This window comes from Pantoea sp. SGAir0175, assembly GCF_043547855.1.
On the sequence record NZ_CP028081.1, the window covers coordinates 1,405,563 to 1,423,064 of the forward strand.

General features: G+C 59.4%; 17 protein-coding genes. 16 read left to right on the top strand and 1 reads right to left on the bottom strand.

What is annotated here, in order from left to right; translation table 11 throughout:
* The first annotated feature begins 42 nt into the window (after window positions 1-42).
* From C1N56_RS06415 to hisP, 13 genes are all read left to right on the top strand, one after another.
* Window positions 43-1,053, top strand: coding sequence for an aspartate-semialdehyde dehydrogenase (locus C1N56_RS06415; RefSeq protein WP_058775824.1), 1,011 nt, complete (start codon window positions 43-45; stop codon window positions 1,051-1,053).
* Window positions 1,053-1,865: a tRNA pseudouridine(38-40) synthase TruA gene (gene truA / locus C1N56_RS06420; RefSeq protein WP_058758421.1), complete on the top strand. Its 813-nt coding sequence runs from the start codon at window positions 1,053-1,055 to the stop codon at window positions 1,863-1,865. The genes C1N56_RS06415 and truA overlap by 1 nt, the downstream gene beginning before the upstream one ends.
* Window positions 1,866-1,892: 27 nt before the next feature.
* Entirely contained in the window at window positions 1,893-2,555 is a 663-nt protein-coding gene (locus C1N56_RS06425) for a DedA family protein (RefSeq protein WP_010617492.1), read from the top strand.
* Between the two features lie 132 nt (window positions 2,556-2,687).
* Window positions 2,688-3,596 (top strand): acetyl-CoA carboxylase, carboxyltransferase subunit beta, encoded by a 909-nt coding sequence (gene accD / locus C1N56_RS06430; RefSeq protein WP_021509178.1) that lies wholly within the window; start codon window positions 2,688-2,690, stop codon window positions 3,594-3,596.
* 72 nt (window positions 3,597-3,668) lie between these two features.
* The gene (gene folC / locus C1N56_RS06435; RefSeq protein WP_278427109.1) at window positions 3,669-4,937 is read left to right on the top strand and encodes a bifunctional tetrahydrofolate synthase/dihydrofolate synthase; all 1,269 of its coding nucleotides are present in this window, start codon (window positions 3,669-3,671) and stop codon (window positions 4,935-4,937) included.
* Window positions 4,927-5,676 carry a cell division protein DedD gene (gene dedD, locus C1N56_RS06440; protein WP_394517284.1) on the top strand — a complete coding sequence of 250 codons (750 nt, stop codon included), beginning with the start codon at window positions 4,927-4,929 and terminating at the stop codon, window positions 5,674-5,676. The genes folC and dedD overlap by 11 nt, the downstream gene beginning before the upstream one ends.
* A gap of 250 nt (window positions 5,677-5,926) precedes the next feature.
* On the top strand, window positions 5,927-6,412 hold the full coding sequence (gene cvpA, locus C1N56_RS06445) for a colicin V production protein (protein ID WP_021509181.1): 486 nt from the start codon (window positions 5,927-5,929) through the stop codon (window positions 6,410-6,412).
* A 33-nt stretch (window positions 6,413-6,445) separates the two neighbouring features.
* Entirely contained in the window at window positions 6,446-7,963 is a 1,518-nt protein-coding gene (gene purF, locus C1N56_RS06450) for an amidophosphoribosyltransferase (RefSeq protein ID WP_021509182.1), read from the top strand.
* A gap of 113 nt (window positions 7,964-8,076) precedes the next feature.
* Window positions 8,077-8,646 carry a UbiX family flavin prenyltransferase gene (locus tag C1N56_RS06455; RefSeq protein ID WP_394517285.1) on the top strand — a complete coding sequence of 190 codons (570 nt, stop codon included), beginning with the start codon at window positions 8,077-8,079 and terminating at the stop codon, window positions 8,644-8,646.
* Window positions 8,647-8,920: 274 nt separating this feature from the next.
* Complete coding sequence (gene argT, locus C1N56_RS06460) at window positions 8,921-9,703, top strand: lysine/arginine/ornithine ABC transporter substrate-binding protein ArgT (protein ID WP_031280032.1); 783 nt, start codon at window positions 8,921-8,923, stop codon at window positions 9,701-9,703.
* 193 nt (window positions 9,704-9,896) lie between these two features.
* Entirely contained in the window at window positions 9,897-10,583 is a 687-nt protein-coding gene (locus C1N56_RS06465) for a histidine ABC transporter permease HisQ (protein ID WP_021509185.1), read from the top strand.
* Complete coding sequence (locus tag C1N56_RS06470; RefSeq protein WP_021509186.1) at window positions 10,580-11,296, top strand: ABC transporter permease; 717 nt, start codon at window positions 10,580-10,582, stop codon at window positions 11,294-11,296. Before C1N56_RS06465 ends, C1N56_RS06470 begins: the two co-directional genes overlap by 4 nt.
* Before the next feature lie 8 nt (window positions 11,297-11,304).
* Window positions 11,305-12,078, top strand: coding sequence for a histidine ABC transporter ATP-binding protein HisP (gene hisP / locus C1N56_RS06475; protein ID WP_021509187.1), 774 nt, complete (start codon window positions 11,305-11,307; stop codon window positions 12,076-12,078).
* Between the two features lie 102 nt (window positions 12,079-12,180).
* Here the strand turns inward: hisP and C1N56_RS06480 are convergent, their stop codons facing one another.
* Window positions 12,181-13,128 carry a sugar-binding transcriptional regulator gene (locus tag C1N56_RS06480; RefSeq protein WP_394517286.1) on the bottom strand — a complete coding sequence of 316 codons (948 nt, stop codon included), beginning with the start codon at window positions 13,126-13,128 and terminating at the stop codon, window positions 12,181-12,183.
* Window positions 13,129-13,324: 196 nt separating this feature from the next.
* On the opposite strand from C1N56_RS06480, the gene dalD reads away from it, so the two are divergent.
* From dalD to C1N56_RS06495, 3 genes are read left to right on the top strand one after another with little or no spacing between them, the layout of a single operon-like run.
* Window positions 13,325-14,707, top strand: coding sequence for a D-arabinitol 4-dehydrogenase (gene dalD, locus C1N56_RS06485; protein WP_394517287.1), 1,383 nt, complete (start codon window positions 13,325-13,327; stop codon window positions 14,705-14,707).
* A gap of 12 nt (window positions 14,708-14,719) precedes the next feature.
* Window positions 14,720-16,189, top strand: coding sequence for a xylulokinase (gene xylB / locus C1N56_RS06490; protein WP_394517288.1), 1,470 nt, complete (start codon window positions 14,720-14,722; stop codon window positions 16,187-16,189).
* Window positions 16,190-16,218: 29 nt separating this feature from the next.
* A complete protein-coding gene (locus C1N56_RS06495) occupies window positions 16,219-17,499 on the top strand; it encodes an MFS transporter (RefSeq protein ID WP_394517289.1) in 1,281 nt (426 codons plus the stop codon).
* Window positions 17,500-17,502: the final 3 nt, after the last annotated feature.

Genomic DNA, 17,502 nt, shown 5'->3' on the forward strand with positions numbered 1-17,502 from the left:
CATCGCCTCTCTTTTTTATGTCATTGTCTGGAGTAAACCAACATGTCTGACGGCTGGAATATTGCGCTACTGGGCGCGACAGGCGCAGTAGGGAACGCTGTACTGGAACTGCTGGCGGAACGCCAGTTCCCGGTTGGTGAGTTGTATCTGCTGGCGAGTGAAAACAGCGCCGGCGAAAGCGTGCGCTTTGACGGCCGCTCGCTGCGCGTGCAGGACGCGGCGGAATTTGACTGGTCGCAGGCGCAGTTGGCGTTCTTTACCGCCGGTCGCGAGGCGTCGGCGCGTTATGCCGAAGAAGCCGCCAGCCAGGGTTGCCTGGTAATCGACAGCAGCGACCTGTTCGCGCTGGAGCCGGACGTGCCGCTGGTGGTGCCGGATGTCAATCCACAGGTGCTGGCGGATTACCGCAATCGCAACATCATTACCGTGGCCGATGCGCTGGTGAGCCAGCTGTTAAGCGCCATCAAACCGCTGGTGGATACCGCTGGTTTAGGCCGTCTGCAGGTGACCAACCTGGTGTCGGTCTCCAGCCACGGCAAAGCGGCGGTAGACGGCCTGGCCGGTGAGAGCGCGCGGCTGCTGAACGGCGTACCGGCCGATGAGCACTATTTTGGCCGCCAGCTGGCGTTCAACCTGCTGCCGCAGCAGGCGGACAGTGCCGGCAGCGTGGCGAGCGAGCGCCGGCTGGTCGATCAGGTGCGTAAAGTGCTGCAGGACGAAGGATTACCGATTGCGGTGAGCAGCGTGCAGGCGCCGGTGTTCTACGGCAACGCGCAGATCGTCTATATCGAAAACCTGCGGCCGCTGTCGGCGGAGGAAGCGCGTGACGAACTGGCGCGCGCCGACGATATCAGCCTGAGCGACGACGGTGATTACCCGACGCCGGTCAGCGACGCCTCCGGCAGTGAAGCACTGAGCATCGGCAGCGTGCGCAACGACTACGGCATCCCGGAGCTGCTGCAGTTCTGGTCGGTGGCCGACAACATCCGCTTCGGCGGCGCGCTGATGGCGGTGAAAACTGCAGAGAAGCTGGTGCAGGAGTATCTGTATTAATGCTGGAAGACGCGACCCCGTTTAAGCTGGCGCTCGGCATTGAGTATGACGGCAGCCGTTACTACGGCTGGCAGCGCCAGAATGAAGTACGCAGCGTGCAGGAAAAGCTGGAAAAAGCGCTGGCCAAAGTGGCCAATCACCCGGTGAACGTGTTCTGCGCCGGACGCACCGACGCGGGCGTGCACGGCACCGGCCAGGTGGTGCATTTTGAGACCACCTCCTCGCGTGCCGACAGCGCCTGGACGCTGGGCGTGAACGCTAACCTGCCGGACGATATTGCGGTGCGCTGGGTGAAAGCGGTGCCGGAAAGCTTTCATGCGCGCTTCAGCGCCACCGCGCGCCGTTATCGCTACGTGATCTACAACCAGCGGCTGCGCCCGGCGATTCTCGGCAACGGCATTACCCATTTTTACCATCCGCTGGATGCGGAAAAGATGCACCGCGCCGCCCAGGCTTTACTGGGCGAGAACGATTTTACTTCGTTCCGTGCGGTGCAGTGCCAGTCGCGCACGCCGTGGCGCAACGTGATGCATCTCAACGTCACGCGCCTGGGGCCGTACGTGATTGTGGATATCAAAGCCAACGCCTTCGTGCATCACATGGTGCGCAATATCGTCGGCAGTCTGCTGGAGATTGGCTGCGGCAATCAGCCGGAAACGTGGATGGCCACGCTGCTGGCGGCAAAAGATCGCACGCTGGCGGCGGCAACGGCGAAAGCCGAAGGGCTGTATCTGGTGGCGGTGGATTACCCTGCTCAGTTTGCGTTACCTCAGCCTGCGCTGGGACCGTTGTTCCTCGCGGATTCATTTTAATCGGAAAGTGTCAGGGAGTTAGCTGTTATGGAGTTTATCCACTTTATCGTCGATTTCATTCTGCACATTGACGTGCATCTGGCCGAGCTGGTGGCGCAGTACGGCATCTGGATTTACGCCATTTTGTTCCTGATTCTGTTCTGTGAAACCGGGCTGGTGGTCACGCCGTTCCTGCCGGGTGATTCGCTGCTGTTTGTCGCCGGTGCGCTGGCGGCGCTGCCGGGCAACGACCTCAACGTGCACCTGATGGTGACGCTGCTGGTGATTGCCGCGATCCTCGGCGACGCGGTTAACTACACCATTGGCCGGCTGTTTGGCGAGAAGCTGTTCAGCAACCCGAACTCGAAAATTTTCCGCCGCAGCTACCTCGACAAAACCCACGCGTTTTACGATCGCCACGGCGGCAAAACCATTATACTTGCGCGCTTTGTGCCAATCGTGCGAACCTTTGCCCCCTTTGTGGCGGGAATGGGACACATGTCTTATCGCCACTTCGCGCTCTTTAACGTGACAGGCGCGCTGCTGTGGGTCCTGCTATTCTCCTATGCCGGTTACCTGTTTGGTGACCTGCCGGTGGTGCAGGAAAACCTTAAGTTGCTGATTGTCGGCATCATCATTGTCTCGGTACTGCCAGGCGTGATTGAAGTGTGGCGTCACCGCCGCCAGGCGCGTCAGCACAAGTCGCAGTAAGCCTGTTACCAGATTTTTATCCACAGCGTGAACGGGTTGTGGTTTAATGAGCGACATTTACGGCCTGCTGAAGGTGATTTCAGCAGTAACGACAAGACTGGACCAGGTCAGCATTAAACAGAAAGGTCATCAATGAGCTGGATTGAACGCATACTGAATAAAAGCACTACCACGCCTTCGCGCAAAGCCAGCATCCCGGAAGGGGTGTGGACCAAATGCGATAGCTGTGGTCAGGTGCTGTACCGCGCCGAGCTGGAGCGCAACCTTGAAGTCTGCCCGAAGTGCGACCACCACATGCGTATGCACGCGCGCGAGCGTCTGCATAGCCTGATGGATGAAGGTTCGATGACAGAGCTGGGTAGCGAGCTGGAACCGAAAGACCTGCTCAAGTTCCGCGACTCGAAGAAGTACAAAGATCGTCTGGTTGCGGCACAGAAAGAGACCGGCGAGAAAGATGCGCTGGTGGTAATGAAAGGCCAGCTGCACGGTATGCCGGTGGTGGCTGCCGCGTTTGAGTTCTCCTTTATGGGCGGCTCAATGGGCTCGGTGGTCGGCGCCCGTTTCGTGCGTGCGGTTGAGCAGGCGCTGGAAGACAACTGCCCGCTGATCTGCTTCTCCGCCTCTGGCGGTGCGCGTATGCAGGAAGCGCTGCAGTCGCTGATGCAGATGGCGAAAACCAGTGCGGCGCTGGCAAAAATGCAGGAGCGCGGTCTGCCGTATATTTCGGTACTGACCGACCCGACCATGGGTGGCGTCTCCGCCAGCTTCGCGATGCTGGGCGATTTGAACGTCGCTGAGCCAAAAGCGCTGATCGGCTTTGCCGGCCCACGCGTAATTGAACAGACGGTACGTGAAAAGCTGCCGCCGGGCTTCCAGCGCAGTGAGTTCCTGATCGAAAAAGGCGCGATCGACATGATCATCCGTCGTCCGGAAATGCGCTTTAAGCTGGCCAGCCTGCTGGCGAAAATGATGAACCTGCCGGCACCGCTGCAGGATGGTGATCGCCCGACTGCGGCTGAGCCGGAGAGCAACGAAGCCTGACAGGCAACCGAAAGGCGCATATCAATGCGCCTTTTTATTCACGCACCACATCGTAAAGAGCTAACAGGGCACATGGACACTCTTCACCTCCCGCAAGCCACGTCGCCTCTGGCCACGTGGCTTCATTATCTTGAGCATCTGCATTCTCAGGCTATCGATCTGGGCCTGGACCGTATTCAGCGCGTCGCCGCACGCCTCGACCTGCTTAAACCCGCTCCGTTTGTCTTCACCGTCGCCGGCACCAACGGCAAAGGCACCACCTGCCGTACGCTGGAAACCCTGCTGATGGCCGCAGGCTATCGTGTTGGCGTCTACAGCTCGCCGCATCTGGTGCGTTACACCGAACGCGTGCGCGTGCAGGGCGCTGAGCTGGATGAAGCCCGGCACAGCGCCAGCTTTGCCGCCATCGAGGCCGGACGCGGCGATATTTCGCTCACCTACTTTGAGTTTGGCACGCTGTCCGCGCTCAATCTGTTCCGTGAAGCGCAGCTGGATGTCGTGATTCTGGAAGTGGGGCTGGGCGGCCGGCTGGATGCGACGAACATTGTCGACGCCGACGTGGCGGTGATCACCAGCATTGCGCTGGACCACACCGACTGGCTGGGGCCGGATCGCGCCAGCATCGGCCGCGAGAAGGCCGGCGTATTTCGCGGCGGTAAACCGGCGGTGGTCGGCGAGGCCGATATGCCCGACACCATTGCCCAGGTGGCCGCGGAGAAGGGTGCGCAGCTGTTACAAATTAACCGCGACTGGCAGTGGCAGCGCGAGGGCGACACTTGGACGCTGCAGGATGCCCAGGGTGAACTGCGCGATCTGCCGCTGCCCCAGGTGCCGCTCCCTAACGCGGCCACCGCGATTGCGGCGCTGCGCGCTTCCGGCCTGACGGTGAGCGAGGCGCTGATTCATCAGCATCTGCCGCTGGCGATTCTGCCGGGACGTTTCCAGACGGTCAGCACCGCGCCGCGCGTGATCCTTGATGTGGCACACAATCCGCATGCGGCTTATTATCTGGCTTCACGTCTCGCTGAGCTGCCGGCACACGGCACGGTGCATGCGGTGGTTGGCATGCTGCACGACAAGGATATCGCCGGGACGCTGGCTGCGCTGGCACCGCAGGTCAAACGCTGGTACTGCGCGCCGCTCGACGGCCCGCGCGGCGCGTCCGCTGATGAGCTGATGGCGCATCTGCAGGGCGGCAGCGCCTGGCAGAGCGTTGAAGCCGCGTGGCAGGCGGCGCGGCAGCAGGCTCAGCCCGACGATGTGATTCTGGTGTGCGGCTCGTTCCACACCGTGGCGCAGGTAATGCAATCGATGGCAGCGGAGAACGGCAGTGGCAAGTAAGTTTCAGAATCGTTTAGTGGGTACGGTGATTCTGGTGGCGATTGGCGTCATCGTGTTACCGGGTCTGCTGGACGGTAAGAAAAAGCATTATAAAGAGGAGTTCGCGGCGATTCCGCTGGTGCCAAAGCCTGACGATCAGCAGGACAGCGAAATGGTGCCGCCAGTGACGCAGCCGCTGCCGTCGCAGCCGCCGGAAGGTGCGAGCGCGGCGCAGCAGGCGCCCGCCAGCAGCGCAACGCAAAACAGTGCCGCCAGCGGCAGCACGCAGCCAGCGCAAAACAGCCAGCCCAGCGTCGTGACGCCGCCGCCGGTGCACCAGCAGCAGAAACCGGCAGAGCAGGTGAAGCCGAAGCCGGTCGAGCAGCCGAAGCCTAAACCGGTGGAGCAGCCGAAACCGAAGCCGGCAGAACAACCGAAAGCGACAGAACAGCCCAAAGCCACAGAGCAGCCCAAAGCGGCGGAAACGCCGAAGCAGAGCGAGCCGGTCGCACCAGCAGGACAGGCGTATGTGGTGCAGCTTGGTGCCCTGAAGAACGCCGCCAAAGTGAATGAGATCGTGGCGCAGCTGCGGCTCTCCGGCTATCGTGCCTTTACCGTGCCGTCGACGCCGGTGCAGGGGCAGATCACCCGCATTTACGTCGGGCCGGATGCGTCCAAAGCGAAACTGCAGGGCGCACTCGGCGAGCTGAAAGGCATCTCCGGCCTCGGCGGTGTTGTGAAGCCGTACAGCACACGCTGATCAACTGATAAGCCGCGCCGATAGCAGAAACAGGCGCGGCTTTTGGCGTATTTTTTAGCGAAGCGTTTCTTAAAATTTATGGAATATCAGCAGGTTAAATGGCTGACATCAATAAGGGCGAGGAAAGTTTTTTTCATCGCCCTTTTTCTCGGGACAGAACCGGAAAACCCTACGCAAACGTTTTCTTTTTCTGTTAGAATGCGCCCCGAACTGGATGCAGGGGTGCAAATGCACTGTACTGGAAGCGTTCATGATCTGGATTGATTACGTCATTATTGCGGTAGTTGGTTTTTCGGCTCTGGTCAGCCTGATTCGCGGGTTTGTCCGGGAAGCCTTATCTCTTGTTACCTGGGGATGCGCGTTTTTTGTCGCCAGTCATTACTACGCCTACCTTGCAGTCTGGTTTACAGGTTTTGACGACGAACTGGTTCGCAACGGCATCGCCATCGCGGTGTTATTCGTTGCCACCCTGATTGTGGGTGCCATCGTGAACTATGTGATCGGCTCGCTGGTTGAGAAAACCGGCTTGTCGGGAACCGACAGGGTGTTGGGGGTCTGTTTCGGGGCGTTGCGTGGCGTGCTGATTGTATCCGCCATTCTTTTCTTCCTTGATACATTCACCGGCTTTTCAAAAAGTCCGGACTGGCAACAGTCTCAACTCATTCCCCAGTTCAGTTACATCATCAGGTGGTTTTTCGATTACCTGAAAAGCACGTCGAGTTTTTTACCCCGGTAACACCGGGAGTGCGGCTAATGAGGAAATGACAACATGTGCGGTATTGTTGGTATCACCGGTTTTATGCCAGTAAACCAGTCGATCTATGACGCGTTAACGGTGCTGCAGCACCGCGGGCAGGATGCCGCCGGCATTTGTACCATCGATGCGCTGAACTGCTTCCGTCTGCGTAAGGCCAATGGCCTGGTCAGCGACGTATTTGAAGCGCGCCACATGCAGCGTTTGCAGGGAAATATGGGTATCGGCCACGTGCGTTATCCGACTGCCGGCAGCTCCAGCGCCTCTGAAGCGCAGCCCTTCTACGTGAACTCGCCGTACGGCATCACGCTGGCTCACAACGGTAACCTGACCAACGCCCATGAACTGCGCAAGCAGCTGTTCGAAGTCGGTCGCCGTCATGTGAATACCACCTCAGACTCCGAAATCCTGCTCAACATCTTTGCTCAGGAGCTGGATCGTTTTCAGCACTATCCGCTGGAAGCTGACAACATTTTTGCTGCCGTGGCGGCGGTGCATCAGCAGGTGCGCGGTGCTTACGCCGTGGTGGCGATGATTATCGGTCACGGCATGGTTGCGTTCCGCGATCCTAACGGTATCCGTCCGCTGGTACTGGGCAAGCGTGAGCTGGCCGATGGCCGCACCGAATACATGGTGGCCTCAGAGAGCGTGGCGCTGGATACGCTCGGCTTCGAGTTTATTCGTGACGTTGCGCCAGGCGAAGCGGTGTACATCACCGAGCAGGGTCAGCTCTCGACGCGCCAGTGCGCAGAGAACCCGAAAAGCAATCCGTGCCTGTTCGAGTACGTTTACTTTGCGCGTCCGGACTCGTTCCTCGACAAGATCTCCGTCTACAGCGCACGCGTGCGCATGGGCACCAAGCTGGGCGAGAAAATTGCCCGCGAGTGGGAAGATCTCGATATTGACGTGGTGATCCCGATTCCGGAAACCTCGACCGATACTGCGCTGGAGATCGCCCGTATTCTTGATAAGCCGTACCGCCAGGGTTTTGTGAAAAACCGCTACGTGGGCCGTACCTTTATTATGCCGGGCCAGCAGCTGCGCCGCAGTGCGGTGCGCCGTAAGCTCAACGCTAACCGCGCTGAGTTCCGCGATAAAAACGTGCTGCTGGTGGATGACTCGATTGTGCGCGGCACCACCTCTGAACAGATTATCGAGATGGCGCGTGAAGCGGGCGCGAAGCGCGTCTATCTGGCGTCGGCGGCACCGGAAATTCGCTTCCCTAACGTCTACGGCATCGATATGCCGAGCGCTACCGAGCTGATTGCGCACGGCCGTGAAGTGGAAGAGATTCGTCAGCTGATTAAAGCCGATGCGCTGATTTTCCAGGATCTGCAGGATCTGATCGACGCGGTGCGTGAAGAGAACCCGGATATTGCCCAGTTCGAATGCTCGGTGTTCAACGGCATCTACGTCACCAAAGACGTTGACCTGCAGTATCTGGAATATCTGCAGTCGCTGCGTAACGACGATGCTAAAGCGATTGCGCGTCAGAACGAAGTGGAGAACCTGGAACTGCATAACGAAGGTTAAGGTCAGTCTCAGGCAGACGAAACAGGGCGGGCGCAATCCCGCCCTGTTTGTTTTTGTATTTATGGCGGCGGAGCGGCTATTATTGGCGCACTCTTTTGCAGCAAGGCAGAATTATGAAACGACTCATCATTGGTATTTCCGGCGCCAGCGGCGCGATCTACGGCGTGCGTATGCTGCAGGTGCTGCAACCGTTAGCCGAAGTGGAAACCCATCTGGTGATGAGCCCGGCGGCGCGGCAAACGCTGGCGCTGGAGACCGATTACAGCCTGCGTGACGTGCAGGCGCTGGCCGATGTGGTGCACGATGTGCGCGATATCGCCGCCAGCATCTCGTCCGGCTCGTTCAAAACGCTGGGTATGGCAATTCTGCCATGTTCCATGAAAACCCTGTCGGGCATTGTGCACAGCTACAGCGACAGTCTGCTGACGCGCGCCGCCGACGTGGTGCTGAAAGAGCAGCGCCGGCTGGTGCTGTGCGTGCGGGAAACCCCGCTGCATCTCGGTCATCTGCGCATGATGACCACCGCTGCCGAACTCGGCGCGCTGATTATGCCGCCGGTGCCGGCGTTTTATCACCGCCCGCAGCACATCGACGATTTGATTGATCAGACGGTCAACCGCGTGCTGGATCAGTTTGATATCGAGCTGCCGGAAGATCTGTTTACCCGCTGGCAGGGTGCATGATGGTGCAATAATGCACTGAATGCGTGCAAAAGCGCGGGGCCGATCACTGTTCGTGCATCTTGTGCACCAAAAGTTAACAATCTCACTTTTTCTTCCTCACACCGCTGTTATATTTCCCTCACAAACTAAGTGCTTGCGTCCCAGATGGACGCGGTATTTAGTGCGCCTGCGCACAGTTTCGCCGATTTGCACAACTGGCATGAAACCTGCAAAACATTCAGCGCAAACACATCACGCACCACATAACAATAAGCACTTCACTTGAGGGTTACCTATGAAAAAGCGAGTTCTGGCTCTTTCTCTGATGCTGGCTATGTCCGGCGCTGCGAGCGTGTTCGCAGCGGTACCGCAGTCGCTGCGCATCGGGACCGATCCAACTTACCCGCCGTTTGAGTCCAAGAACGCGCAGGGCCAGCTGGTTGGCTTTGATATCGACCTGGCCAACGAGATCTGTAAGCGTATCAAGACCAAATGTACTTATGTGGAAAGTGATTTCGATGCGCTGATCCCGTCGCTGAAAGCGAAGAAGATCGACGCCATCATCTCTTCACTCTCAATCACCGAGAAACGTCAGGAAGAGATCGCCTTCTCGGAAAAACTGTATGCAGCGAACGCGCGTTTAGTGGCGCCGAAGGGGTCTAAACTGCAGCCGACCATCGAGTCGCTGAAGGGCAAAAACATCGGCCTGCTGCAGGGCACCACACAGGAAACCTACGCCAATGAATACTGGCGTCCAAAAGGGGTGACCGTCACGCCGTATGCCAACCAGGATCTGGTGTATCAGGACCTGAACGCTGGTCGTATTGATGCGGCGTTCCAGGATGAAGTGCAGGCGAGTGAAGGCTTCCTTAAGCAGCCGGTCGGGAAAAACTACGCGTTCGCCGGTCCGGCGGTGAAAGATGACAAAATCTTTGGCGTCGGCACCGGTATGGGCCTGCGTAAAGATGACGCCGATCTGAAAGCTGCTATCGACAAAGCCTTTAATGACATGCGCAAAGACGGTACCTACGACAAGATTGCGAAGAAGTACTTTGATTTCAACGTTTACGGCGATTAAGACTCCTGTTCCTGAACGGGTGTATTGAGTCACGCTAACGTGGGTCATAACTATTCACTCCGGGCGCTTACTTATGTAAACTCCCGGAGTTCATACGCTTGCCACCATCCTTCCGTGATTCACATCCTGGTCAGGACTGTCCGTGTGTTGTTGGACAGCGTTTGTTTATTTCCCTCACGACAGGATCGAACCCATGTTGTATGGCTATTCTGAAGTAATTCTCAAAGGCACGCTGGTGACCCTTGAGCTGGCGCTCAGCTCGGTGGTGCTGGCCGTGGTGCTGGGCCTGATAGGGGCCGGCGCCAAACTCTCCCGCAATCGCCCGCTGGCGATGATTTTTGAAGGCTACACCACGCTAATCCGTGGCGTGCCCGACCTGGTGCTGATGCTGCTGATCTTTTACGGTCTGCAGATTGCCCTCAACGCCGTGACCGATGCGCTCGGCATGGCGCAGTTTGATATCGACCCGATGGTGGCCGGTATTATTACGCTCGGCTTCATCTACGGTGCTTATTTCACTGAAACCTTCCGTGGCGCGTTTCTCGCGGTGCCGAAAGGGCAGATTGAAGCCGCCACCGCCTTCGGCTTTACCGGTTCGCAAACTTTCCGTCGCATTCTGTTCCCGGCGATGATGCGCTTTGCGCTGCCCGGCATCGGCAACAACTGGCAGGTGATCCTCAAAGCCACCGCGCTGGTGTCGCTGCTCGGCCTTGAAGATGTGGTTAAAGCCACGCAGCTGGCCGGCAAAAGTACCTGGCAACCGTTCTACTTCGCGATTGTTGCCGGGGTGATTTATCTGGTGTTTACCACGCTGTCCAACGGCGTGCTGTGGTGGCTTGAACGCCGCTACTCGGTAGGGGTGAAAAGGGCTGAGTTATGATCGAGATTATTCAGGAGTACTGGAAACAACTGCTCTGGACCGACGGTTACCGTTTTACCGGCGTGGCCATCACGCTGTGGCTGCTGATTTTGTCCGTGGTGATTGGCGGCAGCCTTGCGGTGCTGCTGGCCATCGCGCGCGTCTCACCCAATCGCTATATCTCCACGCCGGTGTGGCTGTTTACCTATGTGTTTCGCGGCACGCCGCTGTATGTGCAGCTGCTGGTGTTCTATTCCGGCATGTACACGCTGGAGGTGGTGAAAGGCTCCGAGCTGCTGAACGCCTTCTTCCGCAGCGGCCTGAACTGTACGCTGCTGGCATTTACCCTGAACACCTGTGCTTATACCACCGAGATTTTTGCCGGTGCCATTCGCGCCGTGCCACACGGTGAAATCGAAGCCGCGCGCGCCTATGGTTTCTCGCCGTTTAAACTTTACCGCTGCATCATTCTGCCGTCGGCGCTGCGCACCGCGCTGCCCGCCTACAGCAATGAAGTGATTCTGATGCTGCACTCCACCGCGCTGGCGTTCACCGCCACCGTGCCGGATTTGCTAAAAATCGCGCGCGATATCAACTCGGCGACCTATCAGCCGTTCACCGCGTTCGGCATCGCTGCGGTGCTGTACCTGATTATCTCTTACGTGCTGATTAGCCTGTTCCGCCTCGCGGAGCGCCGCTTCCTCGCGCATGTGAAACCCTCTTCGTCGCACTGAGTATGACTATGGCTGAAAATAAATTAAGCGTTACCGAACTGCATAAGCGTTACGGTGAACATGAAGTTCTGAAGGGCGTGTCGCTGCAGGCCAACGCCGGCGATGTGATCAGCATTATTGGCTCGTCCGGTTCCGGGAAAAGTACCTTTTTACGCTGCATCAACTTCCTCGAAAAGCCGAGTGAAGGCACCATCGCGGTTAACAACGAGGCGATAAACCTGGTGCGCGACACCGATGGCCAGCTGAAAGTGGCCAACAAGGAGCAGCTGCGTTCGCTGCGTACCCGGCTGACCATGGTGTTCCAGCACTTCAATTTGTGGAGCCACATGACGGTGCTGGATAACGTCACTGAAGCACCGATTCAGGTGCTGGGGCTGAGCAAAGCCGAAGCGCGCGAGCGGGCAATTAAATACCTCGATAAAGTCGGTATTGATGCACGCGCGCGTGCCAAATACCCGGTGCATCTGTCAGGCGGCCAGCAGCAGCGTGTCTCGATTGCCCGCGCGCTGGCGATGGAGCCGGAAGTGTTGCTGTTTGACGAACCCACCTCGGCGCTCGATCCGGAGCTGGTAGGCGAAGTGCTGCGCATCATGCAGAAGCTGGCCGAAGAGGGCAAAACCATGGTGGTAGTGACGCACGAGATGGAGTTCGCCCGTCACGTATCCAGCCACGTGATTTTCCTGCATCAGGGCAAAATCGAAGAGCAGGGCGCGCCAGACGAACTGTTCGGCAACCCGAAAAGCCCGCGCCTGCAGCAGTTTTTGAAGGGATCGTTGAAATAGGTTTCTGAACCGTAGCGGCGCAATGTACTGCGCGTTTCCCGGCGATGCGGCGGACAAATCCACGCGATACATCGCGCCGCGACGAATCACAGAAATATTTAATTAATCATGCAGCAGTTTCAGCGCGGTGTCTTCATCCGTCACCAGCCCGGAAATCCAGCCGCCGTGCAGCGCGGCGTTAATCGCTGCGTATTTTCGCGCGCTGCCGGCAAAGCCGATGATATTGCGCTGCGTCTGGCTCTCCAGCAGCACGCTGGTCAGCAGCTCGTCGGTTTCGCCGTACACCCGCTCTCCCTGCTGATTGAAAAAATGCCCCAGCATTTCACCCACCACGCCGCGCGCGTTGAGCGCTTCTACCTGCGCATCGGTGATAAAGCCTTCGGCATTGAGCGGGCAGCCCGGCATCACTTCGCCAATGCCGACAAACGCCACGTTCGCCTGCAGCGCACGCTGGGTGACGCGCTGATAGACCTGATGCTGCACCCACATCGTCTTATCCTGCGGCGTGTCAGCATACAGCGGCGCCGGAATGAAGAAATATTTGCCCTGCATCTTCTCCGCCATTTTCAGCGGTACGTCGTAGCGGGTACCGGAATCGTCACGCGCAATCGCGCCGATCATCGACACACACTGATGCTGTGGCCGTTCAACCCACGGCAGCGCATCAATCATTGAGCGCAGCGTTTTGCCGGAACCGATGCCAAACACCTGCGGCGTCTCTTCGTTGATAAACTGCGCCATCACCGCCGCACCTTCAACCGCCAGCATTTGCTGAATCGCCTCATCATCCAGCCCGGCTGACGGCACCACGCGGCACAGCGTCAGGCCAAACTTTTGTTCGATCTCGCGCGCCAGATGCAGGCAGTGCGTGACCGGATGGTCGATCTTCACGCTGACCATGCCCATTTCACGCGCGCTGGAGACCAGCCGCTGCGCCACCTGCCGCGATAAGCCCAGCGCGCGCGCAATCTCCTGCTGCGTGACGCCTGCCACGTAATACATCCACGCTGCCCGCGCTGCCAGCTCCTGCTTCTTCTCGTCTCTGCTCATCGCCTTGTTCCGTCAAATTCCGATGCGCCAGTTTATCGCGTCTTGCCCCTGAAGCGTTAACTGAGCAAAAGCCCTAAAAAAGAGCAAATGTATTAAATGTGATGGATCTCGCAGAACGATCGCCCCGGCGGCGACTATGCTACGCCTCATCGGGCAAATGCCCTAAATTGTGGCAAATGTTTATTTCGAGGCGACTATGACGACGAAATCAGTGTGGATGCATATCGGCGCAGGTTCTTTTCACCGCGCGCATCAGGCGTGGTATCTGCACCAGCTGCACCAGCAGGGCGATGACAGCTGGAGCATCGCGCTCGGCAACATCCGCGGCGATGCGGTAGCGCTGCTCAACCAGCTGCAGGCGCAAAACGGCGAGTACGTACTGGAAACCGTGACGCCGGAGGGCGAGCGCGCGTATGAAACCATTACTTCGCTGCGCACCATCCTGCCGTGGGACGCGGAGATCAGCGCGCTGGTGGCACAGGGCGCCAGCGCTGAGACAAAAGTGATCGGTTTTACCGTGACCGAAGCGGGTTACTACCTGACGCCGGCGCATGAACTCGATCTCAGCCAGGCGGATATTCAGGCCGATCTCCGTGGTGAGGCGCTCACTATTTACGGCGCGCTGACCCGCATTCTGCGCCAGCGCGTGGCCAGCGGCGGTGCGCCGGTCACGCTGCTCAACTGCGACAACCTGCGTCACAACGGCGAACGTTTCCGTCACGGCATGCTGGCGTTTCTTGCTGCGCAGGGCGACCACGCGCTGGCCAGCTGGGTGCGCGATAACACCACTTCGCCAAACACCATGGTGGATCGCATCACGCCGCGCCCCACGCCGGATGTCGCCGAACGCGTCAAAGCGGCCACCGGCAAAGACGATGGCGCGGCGGTGATGGCGGAATCATTTATCCAGTGGGTGATTGAAGATGATTTCATCGCCGGACGCCCGGCGCTGGAAAAGGTGGGCGTGGAGCTGGTGGCGTCGGTGCTGCCGTGGGAAGAGGCGAAAATCCGCATCCTCAACGCCACGCACGCGGCGATTGCCTGGGCCGGCACGCTCACCGGCCGTGACTACATTGATGACAGCACGCGTCAGCCCGCGATCTATCAGCTGGCGTACGACTACATCACGCAGGACGTGATCCCATCACTGTCGCCCAGCCCGCTCGATCTGGCGGATTACCGCGACGTGGTGCTGGCGCGCTTTAGCAATCCCTATATCAAAGATACCAACCAGCGCGTTGGTGCCGATGGGCTATCGAAAATCCCCGGCATGGTGACGCCAACGCTGCGCGAATGCTATCAGCGCGGCGCAGAACCGACCGCTACCGCCGTGCTGCCGGCGCTGTTCTACCTGTTCCTGCAACGCTGGGCCAGCAACCAGCTGCCGTATGCGTATCAGGATGGCGTGCTCAATGCTGACGCGCTGCGCCAGCAGCTGAGCGGCGAGAATGCGCTACAAACCTTCCTCAGCGACCGCGCGCTGTTTGCCGAACTGGCCGATGACCGCGCTTTTCATGCGCTGGTGACGCGCAGCGTAGACGCCATTGAGCAGCAACTGCTGCAGCCGGCGACGGTGTAAGGAGCGCACAGCATGTATCTCGGCATTGATATTGGCACCTCTGAACTCAAAGCGCTGATCGTTAACCCGCAGGGCGAAATTGTGGCGTCGAATCACGCCACGCTCAGCGTGCAGCGCCCGCATCCGCACTGGGCGGAGCAGGATCCCGAGCGCTGGTGGCAGGCGTGTGGTCAGGCGATCGCCGGGCTGCGCCAGCAGGCACCGGACGCGTGGGCCGCGATCCGCGCCATCGGTCTCTCCGGTCAGATGCACGGCGCCGTGCTGCTGGATGCCGCCGGTGAGGTGCTGCGGCCGTGCATATTGTGGAACGACACGCGCAGCGCGGCGCAGTGTGATGCGCTGCGCCAGCAGCATCCGCAGATGATGGAAATCGCCGCCAACCTGATTATGCCCGGCTTTACCGCGCCGAAACTGCACTGGGTGGCGGAACATGAGCCCGAAATCTTCCGCCGCATCGACAAGGTGCTGCTGCCGAAGGACTACCTGCGCTGGCGTCTGACCGGGCGCTTTGTCAGCGAGCCGTCGGACGCCGCCGGTACGCTGTGGCTCGACGTGGCGCAGCGCGACTGGTCTGACGCACTGCTGGCAATTAGCGGGCTGACGCGCGCACAGATGCCCGAACTGGTTGAGGGCAGCGCGGTCAGCGCCACGCTGCGCGCCGATCTGGCCAGCGAATGGGGCTTAGCCGCCACGGTGAGCGTGGCCGGCGGCGGCGGTGATAATGCCGCGTCGGCGGTGGGCGTCGGTGCGGTTAATGCGGGCGATGCCTTTATCTCGCTCGGCACGTCAGGCGTGATTTTTGTGGTTAACGATCGGCTGCGTGCCGATCCGCAATCCGGCGTGCACGCTTTCTGCCATGCGCTGCCGGGACGCTGGCACCAGATGAGCGTGATGCTCAGCGCCGCCAGCTGTCTGCGCTGGCTGTGCAATCTGCTGTCGGTCACCGAAAGCCAGCTGATGGACGAGATGGCACAGCTCAGCGCGGAACAGCTGCGTCAGGCACCGCTGTTTCTGCCGTATCTCTCCGGCGAACGCACGCCGCATAACGATCCGCAGGCGACCGGGGCATTTTTCCATTTACGCCACGAAACGCCGCGCGCGCTGCTCGGCTATGCGGTGATTGAGGGCGTAGCGTTTGGCCTGGCGGATGGTCTGGCGGTGCTGGGCGATACGCAGCAGCAGATTCAGCAGTGCAGCCTGACCGGCGGCGGTGCGCGCAGCACGCTGTGGGCGCAGCTGATTGCCGACGTGCTGCAACTGCCGATAGTGACCCATCCGGCCAGCGCCTCCGGCGCGCTGGGTGCGGCGCGACTGGCGTGGCTGGCCGACGGCGGCAGTGAAGCCGACGTGTGCCTGAAGCCGCCGGTGCAGGCGCGCTATCTGCCCGATGCGGCGCGCGGGGCCGTGCTGCAGCAGCGGCTGCGCCTGTTCCGTGAACTCTATGTACAACAACAGCAGGCGCGCGCGTTGCTGCCTGCCTGATCGGATTAGCGAACGGAAGGAAGATTGTCATGCAATCGAACGCATACTGGTTTGGCTTACCGAAAAAGATGTTCTGGGGCTTTCTGGCCATCGCCATTTTCATGGCCGGCGACGGCTTCGAAATGGCGTTTCTCTCGCGCCACATCACTGACATGGGCTTTTCGCCGGCCCAGTCGGCGGTGGTGTTTACGTTTTACGGCCTGGCCGCCGCGCTGGCGGCGTGGGCCTCCGGCGTGGTGGCGGAGCTGATTACGCCGCAGCGCGCCATGATGATTGGCTTTGTGCTGTGGATCGTCATGCATGCGCTGTTTATGTCGCTGGGGCTTGGGCTGCGTAACTATCCGCTGATGGTGCTGTTTTACGGCATTCGCGGCCTGGCCTATCCGCTGTTTATCTACTCGTTCATGATGATGCTGGTGCAGGTGCTGCCGCGTGACAAGCTGGCCGCCGCCACCGGCTGGTTCTGGGCGATGTACTCCGTAGGGATTGGCGTGGTGGGCAGCTACCTGCCGAGCCTGACCATCCCGATGCTGGGCGAAACCGGCACCTTATGGCTGGCAATTGTCTGGGTGGCGTGCGGCGGCGTGCTGGCCTACTTCAGCCTGCGCAACGTGCCGGTGGATCGTTCCCGCGTTAATCTGCCGCTGCGCGATAAGATGACGGAGATGTCGCGTGCCGTGACCATTCTGTTCACCAACCAGCATGTGTTTTATGCCTGCCTGATTCGCATCATTAATACGCTGTCGCTGTTTGGTTTTGTTATTATCATGCCGCTGCTGTTTGTCGATCGGCTCGGCTTTACCATCTCCGAATGGCTGCAGATTTGGGCGGTGTTCTTCTTCGTCACCATCTTTACCAATATTTTCTGGGGCATTACCGGTGAGAAGCTGGGCTGGATCCGTCAGGTGCGCTGGTTCGGCTGTCTCGGTATGGCGATCTCCAGCCTGGCGTTTTACTACCTGCCGCTGTATGCCGGGCATAATTTCTGGGTGGCGCTGATTCCGGCGATCATGCTGGGGATCTTTGTCGCTGCCTTTGTGCCAATGACCGCGGTGTTCCCGACGCTGGAACCGCATCATAAGGGCGCAGCGGTATCGATTTACAATCTGTCGGCCGGGCTGAGTAACTTTGTTGCCCCGGCGATTGCTTCACTGCTGCTGCCGTTCTTCGATATCGTCGGGGTGGTGTGGGCCTATACCGCGCTCTACCTTTTCGCCGGCGTGCTGACCTTTATCATTCGCGTGCCGCAGCCGGGACACACGCGGGAAGCGTCAGCGGTGAAGTCGTCGGTGGTGCAGCAGCGCAGCTAACGC

What these genes read in the sequence shown, in the direction of transcription:
- C1N56_RS06415 (WP_058775824.1), top strand. Translation starts at nt 43, where the DNA reads ATGTCTGACGGCTGGAATATTGCGCTACTGGGCGCGACAGGCGCAGTA.
- truA (WP_058758421.1), top strand. Translation starts at nt 1,053, where the DNA reads ATGCTGGAAGACGCGACCCCGTTTAAGCTGGCGCTCGGCATTGAGTAT.
- C1N56_RS06425 (WP_010617492.1), top strand. Translation starts at nt 1,893, where the DNA reads ATGGAGTTTATCCACTTTATCGTCGATTTCATTCTGCACATTGACGTG.
- accD (WP_021509178.1), top strand. Translation starts at nt 2,688, where the DNA reads ATGAGCTGGATTGAACGCATACTGAATAAAAGCACTACCACGCCTTCG.
- folC (WP_278427109.1), top strand. Translation starts at nt 3,669, where the DNA reads ATGGACACTCTTCACCTCCCGCAAGCCACGTCGCCTCTGGCCACGTGG.
- cvpA (WP_021509181.1), top strand. Translation starts at nt 5,927, where the DNA reads ATGATCTGGATTGATTACGTCATTATTGCGGTAGTTGGTTTTTCGGCT.
- purF (WP_021509182.1), top strand. Translation starts at nt 6,446, where the DNA reads ATGTGCGGTATTGTTGGTATCACCGGTTTTATGCCAGTAAACCAGTCG.
- C1N56_RS06455 (WP_394517285.1), top strand. Translation starts at nt 8,077, where the DNA reads ATGAAACGACTCATCATTGGTATTTCCGGCGCCAGCGGCGCGATCTAC.
- argT (WP_031280032.1), top strand. Translation starts at nt 8,921, where the DNA reads ATGAAAAAGCGAGTTCTGGCTCTTTCTCTGATGCTGGCTATGTCCGGC.
- C1N56_RS06465 (WP_021509185.1), top strand. Translation starts at nt 9,897, where the DNA reads ATGTTGTATGGCTATTCTGAAGTAATTCTCAAAGGCACGCTGGTGACC.
- C1N56_RS06470 (WP_021509186.1), top strand. Translation starts at nt 10,580, where the DNA reads ATGATCGAGATTATTCAGGAGTACTGGAAACAACTGCTCTGGACCGAC.
- hisP (WP_021509187.1), top strand. Translation starts at nt 11,305, where the DNA reads ATGGCTGAAAATAAATTAAGCGTTACCGAACTGCATAAGCGTTACGGT.
- C1N56_RS06480 (WP_394517286.1), bottom strand. Translation starts at nt 13,128, where the DNA reads ATGAGCAGAGACGAGAAGAAGCAGGAGCTGGCAGCGCGGGCAGCGTGG.
- dalD (WP_394517287.1), top strand. Translation starts at nt 13,325, where the DNA reads ATGACGACGAAATCAGTGTGGATGCATATCGGCGCAGGTTCTTTTCAC.
- xylB (WP_394517288.1), top strand. Translation starts at nt 14,720, where the DNA reads ATGTATCTCGGCATTGATATTGGCACCTCTGAACTCAAAGCGCTGATC.
- C1N56_RS06495 (WP_394517289.1), top strand. Translation starts at nt 16,219, where the DNA reads ATGCAATCGAACGCATACTGGTTTGGCTTACCGAAAAAGATGTTCTGG.